The following is a 19273-nucleotide window of genomic DNA, read 5'->3' as shown; positions in this document are numbered from 1 at the left end:
GTGCGCAGATTAGGGGATCGGCAGCCTGATTCGGGGGAGCCACGCTGTGACTGGTGTGGTTGGAGTTATCTACGTGACTTGCCGGGCTGGGCTACAGACCGAGCGCTGACAGCTCCGCACACCCGACGGCCGGAAACGCGATGGTGCCCAGCCACAGTTTGCCGTCGGCCTCGACGAGGCCGGTCACCGAACCGAACGCCGGGTGAGTGGTGCGCAACCCTGCGACGGGTGTTCCGTCGTCGGGATCGAACGCCACCGCCCAGACCTCGGGCTTGATCTGGGGAAGCAGTCGTTCCGGCATCTTCCACAGGAGCTTGCGCAAGGCGGGCCAGCGCGGCGCCAGCCATTCGGCGGCGGCGTTGACTGGAGAGACCATCGCCACCCAGATACGGCCGTCGGCGCCCGTCGACATGTTGTCGGGATGCCCGGGCAGATTGCTCACCAACGGCGTCACCGCGCCCGCTTGGTCGCCGGTGAGCCAGTACTTCGACAGCCGTCGGCCCATCGTTTCTGCGAATACCAGCGCCGACCCGTCCGCCGTCGGTGTGACTCCGTTGGCGAAGTACAACCCCGGCACGACGGTCAACACCGTGCCGTCGGGATCGCGACGGAACAGGGTGCCGCGGGGACGCGCCTCCAGCACCGCTCCCTTGAAGTGCGCGTAGGTGAAGGCACTCGTCGACTCGGTGAAGAAGATCGTGCCGTCCGGCATTTCGACGACGTTCGAGCAGAACTGCAGCCGTCGGCCGTCCACGTCCTCGACGAGCGTTTCGAGCCTGCCGCTCGACGCGTCCAGCGCCAGCAAGCCGCCAGGGCTGGTGCAGATCAACAGCCGCCCGTCGCGAGCCACCGTCAGCCCGAGCGGGCGGCCGTCCGTCTTGGCGACCACCGCCGGTTCCCCGCCGTTGGGTGAGATCCGCACGATCCGGCCGTCGGTCAGGCCCGCCCAGATCTGACCGTCGCCGTCGACGACGACGTCTTCGGGACCGTCGCCGGGTAAGGGCACGACCGTGATCTCGGCGGCCGGGAAGTCCGGCAACGGGTCGACCTGCGGCGGTTGCCACCGCACCGGATCGATCGGGGGCTTACGATTCGTCGTCGGCGCCACCGGTCGACGTTAGCGCGGGAGTCAGAGGCGTCGGCCTGCTTCGCTCAACACGCCGTGCAGGATCTCGTAGATCGCGTCGAACTCCTTCTGGCCACTGATCAGCGGCGGCGCGAGCTGCACGACTGGGTCGCCACGATCGTCGGCGCGGCAGTACAACCCGGCCTCGTAGATCGCGGGCGTAAGGAAACCGCGCAGCAGCCGCTCGGATTCCTCGTCGTTGAACGTCTCCTTGGTGACCTTGTCCTTGACCAATTCGATGCCGTAGAAGAAGCCCTCACCGCGCACGTCGCCGACGATCGGCAGGTCGTACAGCTTCTCCAGGGTCGCCCGGAACGCCGGCGCCAGCTCCTTGACGTGGTCGTTGAGACCTTCGCGTTCGAAGATGTCGAGGTTGGCCAACGCCACCGCCGACGACACCGGGTGCCCGCCGAACGTGTAGCCGTGGGCGAAGGTGGTCTTGCCGTCGTTGAACGGCTCGAACAGGCGGTCGCTGGCGATCATCGCGCCGATCGGGGAGTAGCCCGAGGTCAGGCCCTTGGCGCAGGTGATGATGTCGGGCACGTAGCCGAAGTCATCGCAGGCGAACATCGAGCCGATGCGACCGTAGGCGCAGATCACCTCGTCGGAGACCAGCAGCACGTCGTACTCGTCGCAGATCTCGCGGACCCGCTCGAAGTACCCGGGCGGCGGCGGGAAGCAACCGCCTGCGTTTTGCACCGGCTCCAGGAACACCGCGCACACGGTGTCGGGGCCTTCGAACTCGATGGCCTCGGCGATGCGGTCGGCGCAGTAGCGGCCGAACGCCTTGGGGTCGTGCGAGTAGAGCTCGGGTGCGCGGTAGAAGTTCGTGTTGGGGGCGCGGAAGCCGCCCGGGGTGAGCGGCTCGAACTGCTCCTTGAATGCGGGCAGGCCGGTGATGGCCAGGGCGCCCTGCGGGGTGCCGTGGTAGGCGATGGCACGCGAAATCACCTTGTGCTTACCGGGTTTGCCGGTCAGCTTGAAGAAGTTCTTGGCCAGCTTCCATGCGCTCTCGACGGCCTCGCCGCCGCCCGTGGTGAAGAAGACCCGGTTGAGGTCGCCCGGCGCGTAACCGGCGATGCGTTCGGCGAGCTCGATCGCCGGCGGCGTGGCGTAGGACCACAGCGGGAAGAACGACAGCGTTTCGGCCTGCTTGGCAGCGGCTTCGGCGAGTTCCTTGCGGCCGTGCCCGACCTGGACCACGAACAGGCCCGACAGCCCGTCGATGTAGCTGCGGCCCTTGTCATCCCAGATCATCACACCTTCGCCGCGGGTGATGATCGGCGGGGTGATGCCCTCGCCGTGACGGGCGAAGTGCCCCCACAGGTGGCGGCTGGCCTTCGCGCCCAGATCGGTCGAAACTTCTTGACGCATATCAGTTGTTGTCATCTAGTGCCCCAATTGTATTGCTGTTTGACAAGTTTCAGGTAAACCAAGGTTTCGGTGGATATCACTCCCGGTACGGCGCGAATCTTCGTGTTGAGCAGGTCGAGGAGGTCCCCGTCGTCCTCGCAGACCACCTCGACGATGGCGTCGAACGACCCTGCGGTGAGTACGACGTAGTCGACGGATTCGATGGCGGCCAACTTGTCGGCGACCTTGGTGGTGTCGCCGGTGCAGCGGATGCCGATCATGGCTTGACGCGCGAAGCCCAGTTGCATGGGATCGGTGACGGCCACGATTTGCATGACGCCTGCGTCGACCATGCGCTGGACGCGCTGGCGTACGGCGGCCTCGGACAGGCCGACCGCCTTCCCGATGCCCGCATACGATCGCCGGCCGTCCTGCTGCAACTTGTCGATGATCGCCTTGGAGAGTTCATCGAGTTGATAGGCGGCACCGGGCCGGGACTGGTTGATTCGCAACGAGACGGCTTGGATGCCGGGCGACCCTTCCGGCTTGACCATGGACATGATTGTGCACGGAATCCGTCGAATCAGGCAACCATCCCGATGAAATCACGCGTCGAGGACCGCTTCCACCGGGGTAATGCGTAGCCCGTCGTGACCGGGTCGGCTAGCGTTGAGCCATGACTTTGGCCGATTCTCGGGGCGTCGCCGCTCCCGCAAGTGTGGCAGCCAATTGGATCGACGGCAGCGCGGTGGCGGGCGACGGACACGGGTTCCAGATCGTCAATCCGGCGAACGCGGGCGTGGTCGCGCAGTACGCGCTGGCCACCGTCTCCGACGTCGACGCCGCCGTGGCCTCGGCACGCGCGGCGTTGCCGGCTTGGGCCTCCGCAACGCCCGGCGAGCGGTCGGCGGTGCTGGCCAAACTCGCCGAGCTGGCCCGCGAGCATGCCGAGGACCTGGTGGCCGAGGAGGTCAGCCAGACCGGCAAGCCGGTGCGACTGGCACGGGAATTCGACGTGCCGGGCAGCATCGACAACATCGACTTCTTCGCCGGTGCGGCACGACATCTCGAAGGTAAGGCCAGCGCCGAGTATTCCGGCGATCACACCTCGAGCATCCGACGCGAAGCCGTCGGCGTCGTCGCCACCATCACCCCGTGGAACTACCCGCTGCAGATGGCGGTCTGGAAGGTGCTTCCTGCGTTGGCCGCCGGCTGTGCCGTCGTCATCAAGCCCGCCGAGATCACGCCGCTCACCACCCTCGCGCTGGCCCGGCTGGCGAGTGCGGCGGGGCTGCCCGACGGTGTGCTCAATGTCGTGACGGGGGCGGGCGCCGACGTCGGGACCGCACTCGCGGGCCACCGCGACGTCGACGTCGTCACCTTCACCGGATCGACGGCGGTGGGTCGCCGGGTGATGGCGGCGGCTGCCGTGCACGGCCACCGCACCCAGCTGGAACTCGGTGGCAAGGCACCGTTCGTGGTGTTCGACGACGCGGATCTGGACGCCGCGATCCAGGGCGCGGTCGCCGCGTCGCTGATCAACACCGGGCAGGACTGCACGGCCGCGACCAGGGCAATCGTCGCGCGCGACCTGTACGACGACTTCGTCGCGGGAGTGGCCGAGGTGATGAGCGGCATCGTCGTCGGTGATCCGCACGACCCGGACACCGACCTGGGGCCGCTGATCACGATGGCACACCGCGACAAGGTGGCCGCCATGGTCAGCCGCGCCCCCGATCAGGGCGGACGCATCGCGACCGGCGGGACGATCCCGGACCTGCCGGGCTCGTTCTACCGCCCGACGCTGATCGCCGACGTGGGCGAGACCTCCGAGATCTACCGCGACGAGGTCTTCGGGCCGGTGCTCGTGGCCCGGCCATTCACCGATGACGACGACGCGATCCGGCAGGCCAACGACACGGAGTACGGGCTGGCGGCGTCGGCCTGGACGCGGGACGTGTACCGGGCCCAGCGGGCGTCCCGCGAGATCAAGGCCGGCTGCGTGTGGATCAACGACCACATCCCGATCATCAGCGAGATGCCGCACGGCGGCGTCGGCGCCTCGGGGTTCGGCAAGGACATGAGTGACTACTCGTTCGAGGAGTACCTCACCATCAAGCACGTGATGAGCGACATCACTGGCGTGGCCGACAAGGCCTGGCACCGTACGATTTTCACCAAGCGGTAGGCGGCATCCGGGGTGGCCCGTGGGCTCGGTGACACAATCGAGCGGTGAAGTACGGGCATGGCTGGGAACCGGCGGTCGTCGACTGGACCTCGACGCGCGGCCGGATTCTGCTGGCGGCGTCGGAGTTGTTCGCCCAGCGTGGGTATTTCGGCACCTCCACCCGTGACATCGCCGAGGCCGTGCAGATCAGGCAGCCGTCGCTGTTTCATCACTTCGATGCCAAGCACGTCATCTTTCGGACGTTGATCGAACTCGATCTCGGCCCGTCCATCGACCGCATCTTCCGTCGCCTCGACGAGGACTCGACGTGGGCCGAGAAGCTGCATCTGACCATCGCGTGCGACGTGCGTGAGTACCTGGTCCAGCCCTTCGACGCGCGCGGCCTCTACCAGGACGCGGTGCTCGGCTTGGATGAGTTCGCCGCCGAGCGCGAGGGCATCGCGCTGTTCCACGAGTTGATCGAGCGCCTGGTCTCCGGCGGTCGGGAGGCGAGCGAGTTCGTGGACTTCGAACCGAGTTTCATCCAGCGCGCGGTGAACGGCGTGCTGTTCGAGACGCTCCGCGAGCAGGGCGGACCGAGCGGCCGAATCCGGGAGGACCGGCCGTTGCAGGCCGCCGACTTCGTCTTGCGGGCGCTGCTCGTCGAACCAGCGACCCTGGATCGGGTACGTGCGGTCACGTCGAACCGCCTCGAGGAGATCACGACCGCCGCGGTCCTCTGACCTGCGGTTTCGCTTATCGCAAGCCTTTCTGTGCGCGTGGCACCAGCGCGAAGGCCGACGACTTTCGCCGAAAAGATGCCTATCGACCGATAGACGCCTATCGTCCGATAGGCAAGTGGCGCGCGCCGACGATGCGCCCGGATCGACAGTCAACTGACTCATGGAGGAACCGTGAACAAGACCGCCATCGCAGGCGTCGTCGCGAGCGTCATCGCCCTCGCCCTGTCCGGCTGCTCGTCGTCACCCGATGACGCGACGCCCGCCTCCACCGGACCTGCGAAGGTCGCCCCACCGGCGATCCTGCAAGCGGGAACGCTCAAGATCTGTGCGCCCAACGACGGGACACCACCAAACGTCTACCACGACGAGACCGGTGCCCTGGTGGGCAGCGAGGTCGACCTCGGCAAGGCCATCGCCGGGCAACTCGGGCTCAAACCCGACTTCGTCGAGTCCGCCTTCTCTGCGGTCATCCCGACACTGCAGGCCAAGCAGTGCGACGTCATCATGGCCCAGCTGTACATCAAGCCCGAGCGCGAAAAGGTCGTCGACTTCGTGCCCTACGTGTACTCGGGCACCGGCATCGCGGTGTCGAAGGAGAAGCCGGCCGACATCACCGGGATGGACGACACCCTGTGCGGCAAGAAGGTGATCGTCGCGGTCGCTACGACGGCCGAGTCGCTGTCGCAGGAGCAGTCCGACAAGTGCACGGCGGCAGGCAAACAGGCTGTCGACATCACTCGAAACAGCCATGCCGACGTGTCGATTCAGCAGGTCCAGAACGGTCAGGTCGATGCCTACCTCGACACCGCTGAGACGCTGGGTTACTACGCCACCAAGACGGGCGCCAAGATCCAGATGGCCGGGCAGCCGTTCGGCACCATCAAGATCGGCGCGGCCACGCTGAAGGGAAACACGGAGCTGCACAACGCAATTGCGCAGGCGCTGGCCGAGGTAGAGGGCAACGGTACCTACGCGAAGATCATCGCCGAGTGGGGTCAGACCGACCTCAGCATCCAGAAGTGATCGACCGTCATGGACTTCGATTGGCAGTTCTTCTGGAAGGCCCTCTTCACGCCGAGTGAGCCGTTCCTGGACGGACTCGTGCTGACCATCGTGATCTCGGTGGTGGCGATGGTGCTGGCCATCGTCGCGGGTCTGGTGGTCGCGCTCATGCGGCGCTCCCGGTTCGGTCCGCTGCGTTGGGCTGCCGGCGTGTACATCTGGGTGATCCGCGGGACACCGCTGTTGGTGCAACTGGTGATCATCTACACCGGCCTCGCCGCCGTTGGCCTCTACCAGTTCCACGACCTCTCACTGCTCGGCATGTCGATGAAGGCCGCGGTGCAAGCCGCGATCCTCGGGCTGATGATCAACGAGAGCGCCTACATCGCCGAAATCATACGTGCCGGACTGGATTCCGTACCGAAGGGCCAGTTCGAAGCGGCGGCGGCGATCGGCATGAAGCCGGGCAAGGTGATGCGGTGGATCATCATGCCGCAGGCATTGCGCGTCATGGTTCCCCCGCTCGGCAACTCCTTCAACGGCATGATGAAGACGACATCGGTGCTGTCCGTCATCGGGGTCAGCGAGATGTTCCTGGTCACCCAGTCGATCAGCTCGTACACCTTCCACACCTTCGAGATCTTCATCGTCGCCGCGATCTACTACCTCGCGCTGACCACGATCTGGACGTTCATCCAGGCCTACATCGAGAGCCGGTTGACGCGCCAGCTCGGCATCGAGCAACGGATCCCGATCACCCAGCGGCTCCTCGGCGCCCGCCGCGCTACGCCGGCCCTTCAAACATCTCCCGTCGCTTCGCTCGCCCCGGCGCCAGGGGTGACAGCATCGTGAACGTGAAGGAGTCGGCCATGAGTGTCACCGCGGATTCGTCCTCGGCGCCCATCGTTTCGGTTCGCGGGGTGTCCTGCACGCTCGGCGGTCGCAAGGTCCTCGACGACGTCAGCCTCGACGTCATGCGGGGACAGGTCGTCGTGCTGATCGGCCCGTCCGGGGCAGGCAAGACCACCCTGCTGCGGTCGTTGAACCACCTCGAGCAGGTCGACGGTGGTTCGATCCTTGTCGACGGCGTGCCTATCGGGCATCGCGACCTCACCGGTACGAAACGGGTTGGCACCACGGAGCTTGCGCGGCGGCGGCGCGAAATCGGCTTCGTCTTCCAGCATTTCAACTTGTTCCCGCACATGACGGCAGCCGAGAACGTGTGGAACGGACCAGTGCGGGTGCTGGGGACGCAGAAGGACAAGGCACGCCAGGATGCTCTGGTCCTGTTGGAGCGCGTGGGTCTGGCGGACAAGGCCGACTCCCGGCCGAGTCAGCTGTCGGGTGGGCAACAACAACGAGTCGCGATCGCGCGGGCGTTGGCCATGCGCCCCAAGGTGATGCTGTTCGACGAGCCGACCAGCGCCCTGGATGTTGAGATGGTCGGTGAGGTTCTCGCGGTGATGCGGGAGCTAGCGTCCGATCACATGACGATGATCGTCGTCACCCACGAGATGCGGTTCGCCCGTGACGTCGCCGATCGCATCGTCGTCATGGACGCGGGCCGGATCATCGAGGACGCTGCGCCCGACAAGTTGTTCAGCGCCCCGCAACACGACCGCACCAGGGCGTTTCTGTCCACCATCAGCTGATCGGGAGCCTTCGTATCTTGTTCAACCACTCAGCGTTCAACCACTCAGAGCCGACGTCGTCCACCGGGGCGCTGGCCACCCCGCACGCGCTGGCAACCGAGGCAGGGATGCGTGCCTACCGCGACGGCGGCAATGCCATCGATGCCGCCATCGCCGCCGCCGCGGTACTGACCGTCGTCTATCCGCACAACGTCGCCCTCGGCGGTGATCTCATCGCGCTCGTCACCACACCGGACGGAACCGTACGGTGTCTCAACGCATCCGGGTGGGCCGGCGCTGCCGTCGACCCGCATGCCCTGCGAGCACGGCACGGTGGCCGGTTACCGGCTCGCGGTGCGGATGCGGTGACGGTGCCCGGCGGCGTTCGCGGCTGGGAAGGCTTGCGCCGCATGGGCGCCCGCCTTTCCTGGGACTACACCCTGCATGCCGCGGAGTGCACTGCCAGAGAAGGCGCGCCGGTGGCGAGGTCCCTGGCCACCCACATCGCGGACACGGAAAACTCCGACCTCGTCGGCACCGAAGACTTCGACCGGGTGTTCCGCCCGGGGGGTGTGCCCCTTCGCGAGGGGGACCCTTTCGCCCAGCCCGCGCTGGCGGATACGTTCGCGAAGCTCCGGCAGGCCGGGCCGGATGACTTCTACGCCGGTGAACTCGCCGAACGTTCCGTCGACTTCCTCCGCTCGCGTGGATCATCGTTGACGGCTGAGGACTTCGCGGCATTCCAGCCCGAGGTGGTCGAGCCGATCTCGGTGACGTTCCGTGACCTCACCGTACTGACCAGCCCGCCGAACACGCACGGCTTCCTGCTACTGCGGGCGCTACGCGCCGTCGAGGAACTCGGCATCGACGACCCGACGGGGCTCGGGCTTGGTGCGCTGCTACGAGTCTTCCACCGCGGCAATGCGTTACGCGCGGAGTTCCTGGCCGACCCGCGGCATACTGCGGTCGACGTGGCCGCCCTGGTGAATGACGATCTCGACGAGGTTGGCGACGTGGGTGGGGCGGCCGCAGGCCTGTCGCTGGTGCCGCACGGTGACACGGTCGGCGTCGCCGCCCATGACGGCGAAGGGTATGCGGTGTCGCTCATTCAGAGCGTGTACCACGCCTTCGGCTCGGGACTGATCGACCCGCAGACCGGGATCCTGTTCCACAATCGCGGGACCAGTTTCAGTCTGGACGCGGCCTCGCCGAACGTCATTGCGCCGCGCAAGCGGCCCGCCCACACCCTGATGCCTGCCATGACGATGTATCAAGGCGCCCCACGCCACGTGTTGGCGACGATGGGCGGGCAGGGCCAACCGCAGATCCTGGCGCAGGTGTTACTGCGCGCTGTCGAAGGGGCGACGGCACAGGCTGCGGTCAGCGCTCCGCGCGCGATCGTCGGCCTCCAGGCGGACGGCAACACAACCGATTCGGTGACCGTCGAGGCCGATGTACAGCCGGCGGCCGTGGACTCGATCGGCCGCGCCGGCTTGATGGTGACCAGCGTCGCGGCGCACACCGAGACACTCGGGCAGGCCAACGTGGTGTTCGTGGGTGCCGACGGGTCGATGACGGCTGCCTCGGACCCACGGTCAGACGGCGCGGCGATCGTCGCGCACTACCCGCGACTGACGGGCTCCTAACGCCGAGCACGAGCTCGGGTGCGAGACCTTCGAGGGCCTTCGCACACGGGCTGGTGTTCGGCGGGCGCTTTCGTGCAGAAATAACTTCGCCGCCTGGGTTGACAGACCAGGGCGCGCGCCTCACGATTAAGTTGCTTATTACGGTACATGTTGCGCCATGCGCACCAAGGGGAGGCCCACGTGCGTCAGCCGAAGGTCGTCATCATCGGTGCCGGTGTGGTGGGCGCGTCCCTTGCCGACGAACTCACCCAGCGCGGGTGCAGCGACGTGACCGTCCTGGACCGCGGCCCGCTCTTCTCGACCGGCGGCTCGACGTCACACGCACCGGGGCTGGTGTTCCAGACGAACCCGTCGAAGACCATGACCGAGTTCGCCCGCTACACCGTCGAGAAGTTCTCTGCGCTGGACGCCTTCAATGCGGTCGGCGGACTCGAGGTCGCGACCACCCCGCAGCGCTGGACGGACCTGCATCGCAAGGCCGGATGGGCACGGTCGTGGGGTATCGAGGGGCAGCTGCTCGACTCCGAGGAGTGCCTGGCGCTGCACCCGCTGCTTGATCGCGACCGCGTTCTCGGTGGATTCCACACTCCCGCAGATGGTTTGGCATTGGCCGTCCGCGCGGTCGAAGCGCAGGCCCAGCGCGCGACGGCGGCCGGAGCGCGGTTCCTCGGCCATCAGGACGTCGCCGAGGTGCTGCAGCAGGGCGGCAGGGTCACCGGGGTGCGCACTGTCGCAGGTGACGTGTTCGACGCCGACGTCGTGGTGTCCGCTGCGGGCTTCTGGGGTGCCGAGCTGGGCGCGCGAGTCGGTCTGACGGTTCCCTTGGTACCGATGGCACATCAGTACGCCAAGACGGGGCAGGTGCCCGGGTTACCGCCGATCGACGACGGCAGTGACGGGGCGCGGCTGCCCATCCTGCGCCACCAGGACGAGGATCTGTACTACCGGCAACACGGCGACCGGTTGGGCATCGGCTACTACGGGCATCGCCCCATGCCGGTCGAAATGGCCACCCTGCTGGAGGATTCGGCCGACGAGGCCATGCCGTCGATGCTGCCCTTCACCGACGACGACTTCGCACCCGCGTGGGCGGCGAGCGCCGCTCTGTTGCCGGTGCTCGGCGACGCCAAGGTCGAGGAGGGCTTCAACGGGATCTTCTCGTTCACGCCCGATGGCTTCTCCATCATGGGGGAGCATCGCGAGCTGAGCGGCTTCTGGGTAGCCGAGGCGGTATGGGTCACCCACTCGGCAGGCGTCGCCAAGGCGATGGCCGAGTGGATCGTCGACGGTGCGCCGCGAACCGACGTGCACGAATGCGATCTGTACCGGTTCGAAAAGGCCGCGCTCAGCCCGGATTTCGTCAGCCGCACCAGTGCGCAGGCGTTCGTGGAGGTGTACGACATCGTCCACCCACACCAGTACCGGGATGCGCCGCGCAATCTGCGGGTCAGCCCGTTTCATCAGCGCGAGCGCGAGCTCGGCGCGTTCTTCTTCGAGGTCCGGTGCTGGGAACGCCCGGCATGGTACGAGGCCAACGCCGGGCTGTTGGAGACGTTGCGTGACCAGGGGCTGCAGGTGCCGCAACGCGACGAGTGGTCCGCACGGTTCTACTCGCCGATCTCGGTCGCCGAGGCGCGCTGGACCCGTGAGCACGTGGCGCTCTACGACATGACGCCGCTGACGCGCTACGAGGTTGCAGGCCCTGGCGCGCTGGACTTCCTCCAACGCCTGACCACCAACAACGTCGCCAAGAGCGTCGGCTCGGTGACCTACACCCTGCTGCTCGACGAAACCGGCGGCATCCGAAGCGATCTCACGGTCGCGCGGCTGACACCCGAGCTCTTCCAGGTCGGCGCGAACGGACCCATGGACTTCGACTGGCTGAGCAGGCAGCTGCCCGCCGACGGCAGCGTCACGGTGCGCGACATCACCGGCGGCACGTGCTGCGTCGGCGTGTGGGGACCGGAGGCACGATCGCTGGTGCAGCCGCTGTGCCGTGACGACCTGTCCAACGAGTCGTTCAAGTACTTCCGCGCGCTGCAGACGCACCTCGGGTCGATCCCGGTCACCATGATGCGCGTCTCGTACGTCGGTGAGCTGGGCTGGGAGATCTACACCACGGCCGAATGCGGTGCGGCACTGTGGGATCTGCTGTGGGAGGCGGGACGCCCTCACCAGGCGATCGCCGCAGGACAGATCGCCTTCAACAGCCTGCGGCTGGAGAAGGGCTACCGCGCGTGGGGTTCCGACATGACCACCGAGCACACCCCCGCCGCCGCTGGGGTCGACTTCGCGGTACGGCCGGCGAAGGACGACTTCGTCGGTAAGCGTGCGTTGGCCGAGGCGCAACCGCCGACGAAGACGCTGCGCAGCATCGTGTTCGACGATCCGGACGCCGTCGTGCTCGGCAAGGAACCGGTGAGCGTGGGCGGCGCGACCGTCGGGTACGTCACCAGCGCGGGCTACTCTGCGACCATCGGTCGCAGCATCGCCTACGCCTGGCTGCCTGCCGATCTCGAGCCAGGTGCCCAGGTCGCGGTCGACTACTTGACGACCACCTTTGCCGCCACCGTGCACACCGAGCCCGTCGTGGACCCCGAGATGTCACGGATCAGAAGGTAGCGGCGGCATGGCTGAGAGTTACGACGTCATCGTCATCGGCCTTGGCGGCATGGGCAGCGCCGCGGCCTACCACCTCGCCAGCAGGGGGCAACGCGTGCTCGGGCTGGAGAAGTTCACCCCGGCACACGACAAGGGGTCCAGCCACGGCGGATCCCGAATCATCCGACAGTCCTACTTCGAGGACCCGGCCTACGTGCCGCTGTTGTTGCGCGCGTACGAACTCTGGGAGGAACTGGCCCGCGATTCGGGGCAGGAGGTGTACCGGATCACCGGTGGCCTGTTCCTCGGTCCGCCCGACTGCCTCACCGTCGCGGGCAGCCTGCGGGCGAGCAGGGAATGGTCGCTTCCGCACGAGGTGCTCGACTCCGGCGAGATCCGCACCCGGTTCCCAAACTTCACCCCTCAACCCGACGACATCGGGCTGTACGAGCCCAAGGCCGGGTTCGCCCGCCCCGAGATGACGGTGGCCGCGCACCTCGACCTCGCCGCCCGTGCCGGAGCGACCCTGCGCTTCGGTGAGGAGGTGTTGGACTGGTCGGAGTCCGCGACCGGTGTGTCGGTCACGACGGGAGCCGGCACCTACACCGCCGGGCAGGTGGTGATCTGCCCGGGCGCCTGGGCGCCGGAGTTGTTGGCCGCCTTGGGCATTCCGATCACGGTGGAGCGGCAGGTGCTGTACTGGCTCGACCCCGTCGGCGGGACCAAGCCGTTCGAGGGGCAGCCGATCTTCATCAACGAGAACGACCGCGGCATGCAGATCTACGGGTTCCCGGCGATCGACGGACCCGCCGGCGGCGTCAAGGTCGCGTTCTTCCGCAAGGGCCAGGTGTGCACGCCGGACACGATCGACCGGGTCGTGCACGCGGATGAGATCGATGCCATGCGGGACCGGGTGACGGAGCTGCTTCCCGCACTCTCCGGAGAGTGCGTGCACTCGGCCACGTGCATGTACTCGAACACCGCCGACGAGCACTTCGTCATCACGCGACACCCGGGATACGCCAACGTGACCGTGGCATGCGGCTTTTCGGGCCACGGCTTCAAATTCGTGCCTGTGGTCGGCGAGATCCTCGCCGACCTCGCGACCTCGGGGACCACCGCACACCCCATCGGCCTATTCGACCCGCAGAGGTTGGTGACTTCATGACCGCGACCGACTTTCCGGCACCGATGGACCTTCCCGTGCCCACAGACCTTCCGGCCCCGGCCCCCGCCGTGAGCGTCGCCAGCTCGCTGATGCCCACCCTCGGCGGCGAATACTATTGCAGCACCGACGTCTTCACCGAGGAGCAGGAACACATCCTGGAGAACATGTGGTTCTGCGCGGTCCGCAGCGGTGACGTCCCGAACCCGGGCTCGTTCAAGCGCATCCAGGTGGGGCGCGAGAGCGTGCTGGTGATTCGCGGGCGCGACAACGTGCTGCGCGCCTTCCTCAACATCTGCAGGCACCGCGGTGCCCAGCTGTGCACCGAGCCGGCCGGCGAAGTGCGCCGGAATCTGCGCTGCCCCTATCACGCCTGGACCTACGGCCTGGACGGCAGACTCGTCGCCGCACCAAACCTCGGCAGCTTGAAGGACAGCGCAGGAAACGGCATCGACCGCACCGAATACGGGCTGGTTCCCGTCGCGCTGCGCGAATGGCTCGGCTACGCATGGGTGTGCGTGGCCGACACGCCGCCATCGTTCGAGGAGGACGTGATCGGGGCGGTCACCGCCCGACTCGGCGACCCGACGGCCATCGACCGCTACCGCATCGACGAACTCGAGGTCGGCAGGCGGGTGGTCTACGACGTCGCGGCGAACTGGAAGCTGATCGTCGAGAACTTCATGGAGTGCTATCACTGCGCGACGATTCACCCCGAACTCACCCGGGTGCTGCCGGAGTTCGCCAGTGGGCTCGCGGTGCAGTACTTCGTCGGTCACGGCGCCGCATTCGGAGAGAGCGTCGACGGGTTCACGGTCGACGGCTCAGCGGGGTTCGACACGCTGCCGGGGTTGGCGCCCGAGCAGGACGAGAAGTACTACGCCATCACCGTGCGGCCGACCGTCTTCATCAACCTGGTGCCCGACCACATCATCTTCCACCGGATGTACCCGATGGCGCCCGACCGCACGATCGTCGAATGCGACTGGCTCTACGCACCCGACGTGGTGGCCGAGGGGCGCGACGTCGAGCATTCGGTGGAGCTGTTTCACCGGGTGAATCAGCAGGACTTCGAGGCCTGCGAGCGAACGCAGCCGGCGATGTCGTCACGGGCCTATCGCAAGGGCGGTGTGCTCGTTCCTGCCGAACACCACATTGCGGAGTTCCATCAGTGGGTAGTGTCCCGTGTCGGCGGAACCGAGGTGACATCGCATGAACGGTGAACCAGACCTCTTCATCGGGGGCGGCTGGCGCTATGCGTCCGACGGCGGGACGAGGCAGATCATCAACCCCGCCGACGGCAGCGTCGCCGCGGTCGTCGACGAAGCCACCCCCGAGGACGCCGCCGCGGCGGTCACCGCCGCGCGGGATGCCTTCGACGACGGCGCCTGGCCCGCGACTGCGGTGAGTGAGCGCGCCGCGCTGCTCGATCGCATCGCGGATCTCCTGGTGCGCGACAAGGAGACTCTGGCACTGCTGGAGACACGGGACACCGGCAAGACCCTCGTGGAGAGCCGAATCGACATCGACGACGTGACGTCGGTGTTCCGCTACTACGCGCGACTGGTGGGGACCGAGGCAGACCGACTGGTCGACGTCGGCGACCCCGCGGTGATCAGTCGGGTGGTGCGCGAACCGATCGGCGTTTGCGTGCTGATCGCACCGTGGAACTACCCACTGCTGCAGATGTCGTGGAAGATCGCGCCCGCATTGGGCGCCGGCTGCACGATGGTGGCCAAACCCAGCGAGGTCACGCCGCTCTCGACCATTGCCTTCGTCCACCTGCTCGAGGAGGCGGGCGTCCCTGCCGGAGTGGTGAATCTGGTCCAGGGCAGCGGCGCGGTTCTCGGCGCCGCCTTGACCGACAACCCGGACGTCGACTTCATCTCCTTCACCGGCGGGCTGGCCACCGGGCGGACCATCGCCAAGGTCGGTGCCGAGCACGTGACGAAGGTCGCGGTGGAGCTCGGTGGGAAGAACCCGCACATCGTGTTCGCCGACGCCGAGTGGGACAGCTCGGTCGACCAGGTGCTGACCGGGGTGTTCCTGCACTCCGGCCAGGTGTGTTCGGCGGGTACGCGGCTGATCGTCGAGGAGTCCATCGCCGACGAGTTCGTCGCGGAGCTGGTGAACCGGGCGGAGCGGATCCGCGTCGGCGACGGCATGGATCCCAGCACCGAGACCGGCCCGCTGGTCTCCGAGCAGCATCGCGCCAAGGTGGAAGCGCATGTCGCCGATGCCATTTCGGAGGGCGCGAAGTTGCTCACCGGCGGATCGCGGCCCACCGACCCGGCGTTGCAGAACGGCAGCTACTACCTGCCGACAATCTTCGACCGGTGCGACCGGTCGATGCGGATCGTCCAAGAGGAAACCTTCGGACCGATTCTCACGGTGGAGAGATTCACTGACGAAGCCGAGGCCATCAGCCTCGGCAATGACACGGAATATGGTCTCGCGGCGGGCGTTCGTACGTCCGACTCGGCGCGGGGCGAACGTGTGGTGCGCGCGTTGCGGCACGGCACGGTGTGGCTGAACGACTTTGGCTACTACACCGCAGCCGCGGAGTGGGGCGGATTCGGGAAGTCTGGTAACGGCCGGGAGCTCGGCCCCACGGGGCTCGCGGAATACCAAGAGATCAAACATATCTGGCATAACACCGCACCGAAACCCGCCGGCTGGTTCAAAGGTTGATCTGGCTGGCGAATAGCCTGCCGCGGCACCCCACAATCGAAAAGAGGACGACGTAATGGTCGTTGAAGAAGCAGGGAAACAGAGTGCCGACAGCGGCATGGACGATTTCGGTTACAAGGAATCACTCGACCGCAGCATCGGCAAGTTCGCGAGCTTCGCGGCGGGCGTCAGCTACATCTCGATCCTGACCGGAACCTTTCAGCTGTTCTACTTCGGGTTCGGTACCGCCGGACCGGGGTACCTGTGGTCCTGGCCGCTGGTCTTCGTGGGCCAGATGGCCGTAGCGCTGTGCTTCATGGAGCTGGCGGCGAAGTATCCGGTCGCCGGCGCGGTCTACAACTGGTCCAAGAAGCTGGGCAGCAGGATCGTCGGGTGGTCGTCGGGCTGGCTCATGCTGACCGCGTCGATCGTCACGCTGTCCGCGGTGGTGCTGGCACTGCAGCTGAACCTGCCCCGCCTATGGAGCGGCTTCCAAATGGTCGGCGACGGCAGCACCCCCCAGAGCTTCGCGCTGAACGCCGTCGTCCTCGGGGCGATCATGATCGTGTTCACGACCGTGGTCAACGCGCTCGGCGTGCGCCTGATGGCGATGATCAACAGTGCGGGCGTGTTCATCGAGCTCATCGCGGCAGTCCTGATCGCAATCATCTTGGCCGCCAGCACGACTCGCGGGCCCTCGGTGTTCTTCTCCACCAACGGCTACGGCGCGGGGGAGAGCGGCGGCTACCTGGGAGCGTTCTTGATCGCCTCATTGGCGTCGGGTTACGTGATGTATGGCTTCGACACCGCCAGCTCACTCGGCGAGGAGACCGTCGAGCCGAGACGCACCGCACCGAAGGCCATCCTGCGGGCCATTCTGGCCTCCTTCGTCATCGGTGGCGCCATCCTGGTCTTCGCCGTGCTGTCGGCACCCAACCTGGAGGACCCCGCGATCGGCGAGAGCAGCGGCGGTCTGCAGTACATCGTCGAGCAGGTCATGTGGGGCCCCCTGGGCAAGGTGTTCATCGTCTGCATCGTCATCGCGGTCACGGTGTGCTCGCTCGCGGTGCACACTGCGGCGATCCGGCTGATGTTCGCCATGGCACGTGACAACGCGCTGCCGTTCGGCGAGAAGCTCGCCAAGGTGAATCCCAAGACCCAGACTCCGATCATTCCGGCGATCGTCATCGGTGGAATAGCTCTCCTGATCCTGGTGATCAACGTGGGCCAGCCGAAGATCTTCACCGTGCTGACCTCAATCGCGATCATCATGATCTACCTCGCCTACCTCATGGTGACTGGCCCGATGCTGAAGAAGCGCTTCCAAGGCGAGTGGCCGCCAAAGGATCTCAAGGAGGGCGGCTACTTCACCATGGGCAGGTGGGGGATGCTGGTCAACATCGTCGCGGTGGTCTGGGGTGTCGGCATGGCGCTGAACCTCGCCTGGCCGCGGGAGGCCGTGTACGGCGAGGGCTGGTACAACGCCTGGGGCGCGTTCATCTATATCGGCGTGATCCTCGGGTTCGGTCTGATCTGGTACGGCGTGAAGGGCCGCCACCACATCGGCACGCTGGCATCGCACGCCGCGACCAAAGCGGAATGAATCCCGTGTCGGACAACGCATTCGACTACGTCATCGCGGGTGGCGGCACGGCGGGATGCGTGCTCGCCGCCCGGCTCAGCGAGGACCCGTCCGTCTCGGTGTGTCTGGTGGAGGCCGGGCCGTCGGACGTGGGTGACCGCAACATCCTGGAGCTGGCGCAGTGGATGCACCTCCTCGACTCCGGCTACGACTGGGACTACCCGGTGGAGCCGCAGGAGAAGGGCAACAGCTTCCTGCGCCATGCACGCGCCAAGGTCCTCGGCGGGTGCTCCTCGCACAACTCGTGCATCGCGTTCTGGCCGCCTGCCGAGGGTCTGGACGAGTGGGAGGCCATGGGAGCCACCGGGTGGGGCGCAAAGGGCGTGCTGCCCTACGTCACTCGTCTGGAGCGCAACGACGCCCCGGGAGAGGAGCACGGCCACGACGGACCCGTCCGGCTGCGGGACGTGCCGCCGAACGATCCGTGCGGACGCGCGGTGCTGGAGGCCGCGGCGAAGGCGGGGCTGCCCACCGTGGCGTTCAACCGCGGGGAAACCGTGCGCAACGGCGCCGGCTGGTTCCAGATCAACGCCGGCGAGGACGGCACCCGCATGTCGACCTCGCACGCCTATCTGCATCCGATCCTGGGGCAGCGCGCCAACCTCGAGGTGCGGACCGACTGCTGGGTCAGCGAGATTCTGATCGACGACGCGGGCAATGCGACCGGCGTGCGGTACCAACGACCCGACCTGACCGGGTACGACACGGTGTCCGCGCGCCGGGAGGTGGTGGTTACCGCTGGCGCGATCGACACTCCGAAGCTGTTGATGCTATCCGGGATCGGTCCCGCAGATCACTTGCAGGAGTTCGGGATACCGGTTCGCGTCGACTCGCCAGGGGTCGGATCGAACCTCGACGACCATGTCGAGGGGCTGGTGTTCTGGGAGGCCGCGCAACCGATGGTCAGCACGTCGAGCCAGTGGTGGGAGATCGGCCTGTTCACCATGACGGAGGACGGTCTGGACCAGCCCGACCTGATGATGCACTACGGCAGCGTGCCGTTCGACATGAACACGCTGCGGTGGGGGTATCCCACGACCGACAACGGCTTCTGCCTGACGCCCAACGTCACGCAGGGACGCTCGCGGGGCACCGTCCGGCTGCGGTCACGCGACTTCCGGGACCGCGCGCGGGTCGATCCGCGGTACTTCACCGATCCGGACGGGCACGACGAGCGGGTGATGCTGGCGGGAATCAAGCTGGCGCGCAAGATCGCCGAACAAGACCCGCTGCGCGGCTGGATCGCCCGTGAGCTCGCACCGGGTCCCGAGGCGACCAGCGACGCAGATCTCATCGACTACTTCCATCGGTGTCACAACACCGTTTACCACCCTGCGGGTACCGCTAGGATGGGCGCGGTGGACGATCCGATGGCCGTGCTCGACCCCGAACTGCGGGTCAAGGGTGTCGGCAGGTTGCGCGTCGTCGATGCGTCGGCAATGCCCAAGCTGCCTGCGGTCAACCCGAACATCACGGTGATGGCGATGGCGGAGAAGTGTGCGGACCTCATCCGGGGCGCATGACGTT

15 protein-coding genes are annotated in these 19273 nt (G+C 66.8%); 12 read left to right on the top strand and 3 right to left on the bottom strand.

Annotated features, from left to right (window positions below; translation table 11 throughout):
• Positions 1-91 precede the first annotated feature (91 nt).
• The 3 genes from N536_RS0128165 to N536_RS0128155 are packed head-to-tail and all read right to left on the bottom strand — an operon-like array spanning position 92 to position 3033.
• The gene (locus N536_RS0128165; protein ID WP_036437916.1) at positions 92-1108 is read right to left on the bottom strand and encodes an SMP-30/gluconolactonase/LRE family protein; all 1017 of its coding nucleotides are present in this window, start codon (positions 1106-1108) and stop codon (positions 92-94) included.
• Between the two features lie 21 nt (positions 1109-1129).
• Complete coding sequence (locus tag N536_RS0128160; protein WP_029116665.1) at positions 1130-2515, bottom strand: aspartate aminotransferase family protein; 1386 nt, start codon at positions 2513-2515, stop codon at positions 1130-1132.
• The gene (locus tag N536_RS0128155; protein ID WP_029116664.1) at positions 2512-3033 is read right to left on the bottom strand and encodes an Lrp/AsnC family transcriptional regulator; all 522 of its coding nucleotides are present in this window, start codon (positions 3031-3033) and stop codon (positions 2512-2514) included. Before N536_RS0128155 ends, N536_RS0128160 begins: the two co-directional genes overlap by 4 nt.
• A gap of 122 nt (positions 3034-3155) precedes the next feature.
• Here N536_RS0128155 and N536_RS0128150 point away from each other — a divergent pair, with 122 nt between their 5' ends.
• From N536_RS0128150 to N536_RS0128095, 12 genes are all read left to right on the top strand, one after another.
• Positions 3156-4667 (top strand): gamma-aminobutyraldehyde dehydrogenase, encoded by a 1512-nt coding sequence (locus N536_RS0128150; protein WP_029116663.1) that lies wholly within the window; start codon positions 3156-3158, stop codon positions 4665-4667.
• 44 nt (positions 4668-4711) lie between these two features.
• Positions 4712-5389, top strand: coding sequence for a TetR/AcrR family transcriptional regulator (locus N536_RS0128145; RefSeq protein WP_029116662.1), 678 nt, complete (start codon positions 4712-4714; stop codon positions 5387-5389).
• 171 nt (positions 5390-5560) lie between these two features.
• On the top strand, positions 5561-6412 hold the full coding sequence (locus tag N536_RS0128140; RefSeq protein WP_036437908.1) for an ABC transporter substrate-binding protein: 852 nt from the start codon (positions 5561-5563) through the stop codon (positions 6410-6412).
• A gap of 9 nt (positions 6413-6421) precedes the next feature.
• Positions 6422-7243: an amino acid ABC transporter permease gene (locus tag N536_RS0128135; RefSeq protein ID WP_029116660.1), complete on the top strand. Its 822-nt coding sequence runs from the start codon at positions 6422-6424 to the stop codon at positions 7241-7243.
• Between the two features lie 17 nt (positions 7244-7260).
• The gene (locus tag N536_RS0128130; RefSeq protein ID WP_029116659.1) at positions 7261-8043 is read left to right on the top strand and encodes an amino acid ABC transporter ATP-binding protein; all 783 of its coding nucleotides are present in this window, start codon (positions 7261-7263) and stop codon (positions 8041-8043) included.
• Positions 8044-8060: 17 nt separating this feature from the next.
• The gene (locus tag N536_RS0128125) at positions 8061-9668 is read left to right on the top strand and encodes a gamma-glutamyltransferase family protein (RefSeq protein WP_231514663.1); all 1608 of its coding nucleotides are present in this window, start codon (positions 8061-8063) and stop codon (positions 9666-9668) included.
• 147 nt (positions 9669-9815) lie between these two features.
• Complete coding sequence (locus N536_RS0128120) at positions 9816-12290, top strand: FAD-dependent oxidoreductase (protein WP_051574828.1); 2475 nt, start codon at positions 9816-9818, stop codon at positions 12288-12290.
• Positions 12291-12297: 7 nt separating this feature from the next.
• Positions 12298-13437, top strand: a complete 1140-nt coding sequence (solA, locus tag N536_RS0128115) for an N-methyl-L-tryptophan oxidase (RefSeq protein ID WP_029116656.1) — start codon at positions 12298-12300, stop codon at positions 13435-13437.
• Positions 13438-13460: 23 nt separating this feature from the next.
• Positions 13461-14657, top strand: coding sequence for an aromatic ring-hydroxylating dioxygenase subunit alpha (locus N536_RS0128110; protein ID WP_029116655.1), 1197 nt, complete (start codon positions 13461-13463; stop codon positions 14655-14657).
• Complete coding sequence (locus tag N536_RS0128105) at positions 14647-16125, top strand: aldehyde dehydrogenase family protein (protein WP_029116654.1); 1479 nt, start codon at positions 14647-14649, stop codon at positions 16123-16125. Before N536_RS0128110 ends, N536_RS0128105 begins: the two co-directional genes overlap by 11 nt.
• Before the next feature lie 55 nt (positions 16126-16180).
• Entirely contained in the window at positions 16181-17707 is a 1527-nt protein-coding gene (locus N536_RS0128100) for an APC family permease (protein ID WP_029116653.1), read from the top strand.
• Entirely contained in the window at positions 17704-19269 is a 1566-nt protein-coding gene (locus tag N536_RS0128095; RefSeq protein WP_036437906.1) for a GMC family oxidoreductase, read from the top strand. Before N536_RS0128100 ends, N536_RS0128095 begins: the two co-directional genes overlap by 4 nt.
• Positions 19270-19273 lie beyond the last annotated feature (4 nt).

This window comes from Mycobacterium sp. URHB0044 (genome assembly GCF_000620625.1).
Taxonomy (GTDB): Bacteria; Actinomycetota; Actinomycetes; order Mycobacteriales; family Mycobacteriaceae; genus Mycobacterium.
Note: the sequence above shows the minus strand (reverse complement) of the source record. Positions and strands in the feature narration are given on the sequence as shown.